The sequence below is a fragment of the Fischerella sp. genome (assembly GCF_013388695.1).
In the GTDB taxonomy this organism is placed as follows: Bacteria; Cyanobacteriota; Cyanobacteriia; order Cyanobacteriales; family Nostocaceae; genus PCC9605.
In genome coordinates, this window is record NZ_JACAEU010000206.1 from 1 (window position 1) to 6,589 (window position 6,589).

General features: G+C 41.5%; 7 protein-coding genes. 5 read left to right on the forward strand and 2 right to left on the reverse strand.

The window, feature by feature from the left end; all coding sequences use genetic code 11:
- The first annotated feature begins 138 nt into the window (after positions 1 to 138).
- From HXY43_RS26410 to HXY43_RS26430, 5 genes are all read left to right on the forward strand, one after another.
- A complete protein-coding gene (locus HXY43_RS26410; protein WP_290890128.1) occupies positions 139 to 1,230 on the forward strand; it encodes a CHASE3 domain-containing protein in 1,092 nt (363 codons plus the stop codon).
- A gap of 27 nt (positions 1,231 to 1,257) precedes the next feature.
- Entirely contained in the window at positions 1,258 to 2,346 is a 1,089-nt protein-coding gene (locus tag HXY43_RS26415; RefSeq protein WP_290890147.1) for an ATP-binding protein, read from the forward strand.
- Between the two features lie 37 nt (positions 2,347 to 2,383).
- Complete coding sequence (locus tag HXY43_RS26420) at positions 2,384 to 2,761, forward strand: response regulator (protein WP_290890131.1); 378 nt, start codon at positions 2,384 to 2,386, stop codon at positions 2,759 to 2,761.
- A gap of 153 nt (positions 2,762 to 2,914) precedes the next feature.
- Positions 2,915 to 3,370, forward strand: coding sequence for an Hsp20/alpha crystallin family protein (locus HXY43_RS26425; protein ID WP_026733746.1), 456 nt, complete (start codon positions 2,915 to 2,917; stop codon positions 3,368 to 3,370).
- Between the two features lie 281 nt (positions 3,371 to 3,651).
- Positions 3,652 to 4,083, forward strand: coding sequence for a response regulator (locus tag HXY43_RS26430; RefSeq protein ID WP_290890136.1), 432 nt, complete (start codon positions 3,652 to 3,654; stop codon positions 4,081 to 4,083).
- 543 nt (positions 4,084 to 4,626) lie between these two features.
- Here HXY43_RS26430 and HXY43_RS26435 read toward each other — a convergent pair.
- Positions 4,627 to 4,935, reverse strand: a complete 309-nt coding sequence (locus HXY43_RS26435) for a hypothetical protein (RefSeq protein ID WP_290890139.1) — start codon at positions 4,933 to 4,935, stop codon at positions 4,627 to 4,629.
- Positions 4,936 to 5,352: 417 nt separating this feature from the next.
- A complete protein-coding gene (gene cbiD, locus HXY43_RS26440; RefSeq protein ID WP_290890142.1) occupies positions 5,353 to 6,432 on the reverse strand; it encodes a cobalt-precorrin-5B (C(1))-methyltransferase CbiD in 1,080 nt (359 codons plus the stop codon).
- Positions 6,433 to 6,589 lie beyond the last annotated feature (157 nt).

A 6,589-nucleotide genomic window follows, 5' to 3' on the forward strand; every position in this document is an offset into this window, starting at 1 on the left:
AACATTTTTTGAATCGGTATAAGATAATTTGACTAACGATAAAATTTGTAAAGACGTTGCATTGCAACGTCTCTACACACACGTAATTACTATGGACAATCCTTAACTGAACTGTATTGGGATAAAATCCATAATCAAATGAAATGGATATTTGCCAAGCGGAATAACAAATTTTTAGGACTGGCGTTGGTCATCCTGATTGTGAATTGTTTGTTTTTATACCTTCAATCGAGGCAATATCAGCAGCAAGAAAAGTGGTTATATCACACACACGAAGTGGAGGGGCACACCGAACTCTTGCTTTCACTGGTCAAAGATGCCGAGACGGAGCAACGAAACTATTTACTCACCGGGGATGAACGTTATTTGCAGTCTTATCAAAAGGCAATCGAAATCGTTGGTTCAGAATTTCAGTATCTGCGGCAGTTAACCAGAGATAATAGCCCCCAGCAAGGGCAATTTTATGCTTTAGAGCAGCTGCTAACAGCTAAGATGGCTGAACTAGATAAGCTGATTGAGGTGCGCCAAAATCAAGGTTTAGAAGCTGCTGTGGCACTTGTGCGAACCAACCAGGGGCAGCAGTTAACAGAAGGAATTCGCAGACTGGCACAAGAGATTCCGACTCTAGAGAATCAGGTGCTACAACAGCACCATAAGTTGGCTAAATCTACATTTAGGGCAATGGCTCTTTGTTTTCTATTAACTTTTTTGCTCATTGCCCTAGTCAATTTTTTGCTGTACCGAGAGCAAATCAAGCATCAACAAGTTGAACAGGCACAGAGATACGCGGCTATACTGAAACTCCGGATAGCAGAACGAACTACTGAATTGAATCAGGCTAACGCCCTCCTGCTAGAACGCGAAAGTTTTTTACGAGCAATATTTGAACACTCGGCAGTTGGCATTGTCGTCACTGACGTGAATGGACGATTTATTAGGGTGAACCCAGCCTATCGAAAGCTGCTTGGTTACAGCGAGTCAGACTTGCAAGGAATAAGATTTATCGAGCTAACCCATGAAGACGATCGCGCAAAATACCAAGCTCTGTTCACAGAATTGTTCCAAGGTAAGCGAGATGTTTTCCAAATTGAAAAATGTTCTCAGTGTCGGGATGGCAGTTTCATCTGGGTGCGAAAAACAGTTTCGCTGATTCCCGATCGAAAAGATCGGCCAAAGCTAGCGATCGCTATAGTGGAGAATATCAGCGATCGAAAGCAAGCAGAGGAGTAACTTAGACGACTCAGTGCAGCTTTAGAAATCCGCGTACAAGAACGGACGCGAGAATTACAGGAAAGCGAAGAACGCTTTCGCAGTGCCTTTGACAACGCCGTGAATGGCATGGCTTTAATCAGTCCCGATGGTCGATTGTTGAAAGTAAATCGCGCCTTGTGTGAAATTTTGGGTTATTCAGAACAGGAATTGCGAGAGGATCTAAGTTTAGATGAAGTTTGCCATCCAGATGACCTAGAACGACATCTCAATGCTCGCCACCAAATCTTAGCAGGCGAAATTTATCAAATCCAAATCGAGAAACGCTACCTCCACAAGCATGGTGACATCGTTTGGGTAATTTGCAGTGCTTCCCTGGTGCGAGACACTCAAGGAGAGCCATTGTACTTAGTGATGCAAATTCAAGACATTACTGAACGTCGGGCAATTGACAAAATGAAAAACGAGTTCATCTCACTTGTCAGCCATGAACTGCGAACGCCCCTTTCTTCGATTCGCGGCTCTCTGGGACTACTCGCTGCTGGGGTACTCGACAACGAACCAAAAGCAGCTAAACAAATGTTAGAAATTGCTGCAAGCGAGTCGGAGCGCCTAGTGCGGTTGGTGAATGACATTCTTGACCTAGAGCGGCTAGAAGCAAACAAAATCAGTTTAAATCAGCAGTGGTGCGATACTGCTAACCTAATACAACAGGCAATGGATATTTTACGACCCTTAGCTGAGGAAAACAACATCACCATTTCCCTTTTACCTTCGAGAGTACAGATATGGGTTGATCGCGATCGAATTATTCAAACACTAGTAAATTTACTGAGTAACGCCATTAAATTTTCGCCAGCAGAAACTGTGGTTACAATCAGTGTTCAAGACCAAGCCGACCGAGTTCTGTTTAAAGTCAAAGACCAAGGCAGGGGCATTCCTGCTGATAAACTAGAAAACATCTTTGGCAGATTCCAACAAGTTGATGTCTCAGACTCCCGTCAAAAGGGAGGAACAGGGCTAGGACTGGCTATCTGCCGCAAAATTGTCCAACAGCACGGAGGGCGCATCTGGGCAGAAAGTATCCTAGGTAAAGGCAGTACCTTCTACTTTACCTTACCGATACCGCTAGAGTAATATTAGCAACCCTATCTCTTGATTACCTTATTTACCTATGACGGCAAAGAGCATTCTATTAATTGACGATGAAAAGCATCTGTCTACGGTAATTCAGGCTTGTCTGGAAAAATTGGGCGGTTGGACAGTGCTGAAAGCCTCTTCAGGTAGCGAAGGCTTACGTAAAGCTGAGGCTGAACACCCAGATGCCATTCTGCTAGATGTAATGATGCCTGATATCGATGGAGTCACCCTGCTTCACAAACTTCAAGAAAACCCTACAACCCAAGCCATTCCAGTAGTTCTACTCACCGCTAAGGTACAGCAAAATAACTATAAACAATATTCACTGTTGCGTATTGCAGGAGTGATTGCCAAACCCTTTGACCCTTTGAGATTAGCAGATCGGGTGGCTGAAGCTCTAAATTGGAAATAGATTGGTCATTAGTCATTGGTCATTGGTCAATTGTGAATGACAATCCTCAGAATTTCCTCATTTTGTTTGCTTAGTTTAAGACAAAAGCACCTTAGTCTTTTGTCGTGATGTGACTGAGTGGCTTCTACTCAATCAATTGCAAGAGGAAATGTCATGGCTTCAGAGGATTGGCAAATTTTACAACCAATGCATATTGTGCAGCAGTGCCTAAACAATGTCATGAGTAACTTGGATTGGCATGATTATATTTCATCATTGTGGTTGAACGATCGCGCATATAATCGCATACCGATATTTATGATTTTTGAAACGAAGTCAGAAATCATTTTCAGTGCGATGATTCCTTGTGTAGTGGCTGATAGTCTGGATGTTCAAGTCACCGATGAGGTAGTTTTGATCAGAGGAGAGCAGCTTAAATCAGCAAAAGATGACGAATACTATAAATTAGAATTTGGCAGTAGTCAATTTCAAACCATTATTCCCTTGCCAAGATTAATTCAATCCCAAACTGCGATCGCGAAATTAAAAAACAATATTCTCACCTTAGTTGCCCTTCCGAAAACATCGCGATCGCGTCGTCCAGTTAAAGTTCAAATTCTTAACTCTTGAGAGATTACAGCAGAGTAATATTTAGGCATATATACAGCTATTTACGAAAGCTGGTTAATAGTTTTTAGAAAGATTTTATCACTTGCATAGCAGACATCAGGCTAACTATTTAGTCTTGGTATTGTTGTCAATCTGAATTATGAACTTGGTCTCCAAGCGCGGTCGTGGAGATTCCGAGTTCTCTGTGTCTGGTGCGTCAGTCTTAATGATAAGTATTCAACCGGACATGATATTACGGGGCGTAGTTTTCTTAACTTGTTAAGAATAAGAAGGTAGAGACAATGACAACCAAAGCAACCAAAAAAATTCTCTTTATTGATGACGAACCCTATATACAATACATCGTTAAAGCTTGCCTGGAAAAATTTGCAGGTTGGGAGGTAGTAGTAGCGAAATCGGGTTTGGAAGGATTAATCAAGGCAGAGATAGAGAAACCAGATGCTATCCTTCTTGATGGAATGATGCCCGAAATGAATGGCATTATTTGCCTGCAAAAACTACAATTAAATCCCAAAACTCAGTCACTTCCAGTCATATTTTTAACTGCAAAATGGAGCTTGACCGAGCCACATCGGTTTTTAGAATTGGGTGCAGTGGGGGCGATCGCTAAACCATTTGACCCTCTCACCCTAGTCACCAAAATGACAAAAATTCTTGGTTGGAATGTAGAAGATTTAAAGGCAGAATTCTCAAAAAATAACGACACATGTTAACATAAGGTTTTAGAAATTTATTTTTTATGCCTAGTGATGTGTCAACTCTAATTATGAGTGTTTAACATAATGTACAATCAAGCCCGATTTTTAAATCTTAGAGGTCATTTATAAAATAAAAATAAAATTACTGTAGGGGAGGCAAAAAGCGTGCATTATGTTTTTCTTGTGGAACAGGCATCTTGCCTGTTCTGGGCAGGCTAGAAGCCCACCCCACAATAGTTATATTTATGCACAAAATTAGAGTAGACGCACCACTACTACTACTGAATCGACGTTCTAGTACTACAACGAGACTTTGACGAAGCAATAAAGGTTGTAGGCGCTAGTTCCAAAAAAGGGCGATCGCTCAAAAACTGATAGAACAGAGGTTCGTGCTCAAACCAAATTGAATCTCTCGTTGTAGTACTAGTGCAGTAGTGGTTATCAAAGATACAAACCTCAGCGATGCGATCGCTGAGGCTGTCGGAGATTGGTTATCTAAGTCGGAAAATCAAGAAATAATTAAAGGCACTATTTGAAACTGGAAGAATAGGCTATGCCTTAACGACCATAGTAATAGTAGTCAGGGCGGTGATAGTAACGGTCATCATCATCATAATCGCGATCGCGGTCATAGTAACGGCCGTCATATTTGCGACGATAGTAGTCACGACGGCTGTCGTTTCTTTGAATTTGCTCCTGGTAACTGCGAGTTTCGGAGTTTTGAACATTGATACTGCCATCTATAGCAGCACCATTTTGATAAGTTCTCTGCTCATTGTATTGACTTTGATCGTCAGCTATGGCAGTAGTTGGAGCGAGAAGAATTGCAGCAGCTACTAGACCAAAGGCTAAGGATTTGTTCGACATATGTTTAGACCTCATCAGTCGTATGTTGCTGAAATAAAGATGCTCTTGCAAAACTTAGGCATGATTTGGCTGATGCCAAAAATCAAACAACACCTAATGCCCTAATTAAATAGTAGCTACTTTATTTAGTCGAAAGTGGAGAAAAAAATCATCTATTGATAATAGGCGAAAAAAATTAAAATTGGTGCAAAACTAGCGAATAAACCCCTTGATAACCGACAATTTCCTTCTAGCACTTCGTTACTTGACCTGATATATCTTCGCAGTTAGCAAATTTGTCATGACTAGGTGCGATCGCTCTTGTAAAGTTGTTACCAGATTTATTACATTTCAGTTTTGGGGAAATTATGGAGATTGCGATCGTTGCTACAAGACTTGGGCGATCGCTAAAAAATAGATCGCCTTTCAGACAATCTCTTAGGCTTGTTTCCGTAAAAGTTCTTTTGCTTGCGAGTCTTGGCTGATAATATCACCTTTACGATTAAATAAAACAGTACCAACCTTTAAGGCAACATTTGCATATTTCTGCACATAAGCTGTAGCTTTATAACTAATTTTGTCAGCCAGTATCTCGAATACAGATTCTGCTACTCCAAATTCCATCAATTTTTGGTGTGCTGCATCCGCAGTCTTGGCATCTAAAACAGTTCGCACAGCTTCTAAATCACCCCCAGCTGCAATCACAGCGGCACCAATAATTTCTAATTTGGCATCTGCTAGATGACTGGAAACATTGAAAATGCCACCTGCTAATTTAATCAGTTTGCCCTGGTATCCCAATAGCAAGACAGAATTTGCATGGGTTAGTCCAGCTTCTACAAGCATTGCACCAATCCAGTTACCAGTTTGAACAATAGCCGACTCTGGTATGCCTAAACGTTGTGCTACTTGCATACCATTGCTACCAATGCAAAACACCAAATCAGGACTATCTTTGACTTTAGCTTGCAATTGCAGACGCAATTCTTCCAAGTGGTCAGCCGCAGACAGGGGTTGAGAAATTCCACTTGTTCCTAACAGTGCCAGTCCCTCCACAATCCCAAAAGCTTCATTAGAAGTGCGTTGTGCTAACTGACGACCTTCAGGAAGAATAATCGACACTGTTGCTGTTTGGTCTGGAGGAATGAGTGGGAGTAAATTGGCATCGAATAGGCGACGGGCGTAGCTGTAAATCGCTGCTTCTCCAGAGATTGTTTTTCCCAATCCCTCGCCAGCTTCTAAAATCAAAGCTTGGGACTGCCTCTGTGATAACCTCACCCAAGCCCAAATGGGTGTGTTACGAGTTAAATCTAGATTATCGCCTGGATCGCTAAGCGTGATTGCTAGGGCACTTTCAGGTTCTAGCATCGCTACTTGTAAAACAGAAATCTCTGCTTTTCCCGGAAGAAGGTCAATCTCAACACGTAAATGAGATTCTATGTTTGCACCCAGGTGCATGAAAGCAGCCTTAGCGGCGGCTACTGCAAAAACTGGCAGAGTATAACCAGTACGAGACATTATGAATTATGAATTATGAATTATGAATTATAAATATATAGGACTTACGCACTGTACAAATAGACCATCATGTGTATTAACGAAATTTGGTTGTTTCAGGCTTTTTAGAATTACCCTTTGATGGTTGGCGATCGCTTAAAAGCGTCGAAAAACTAAT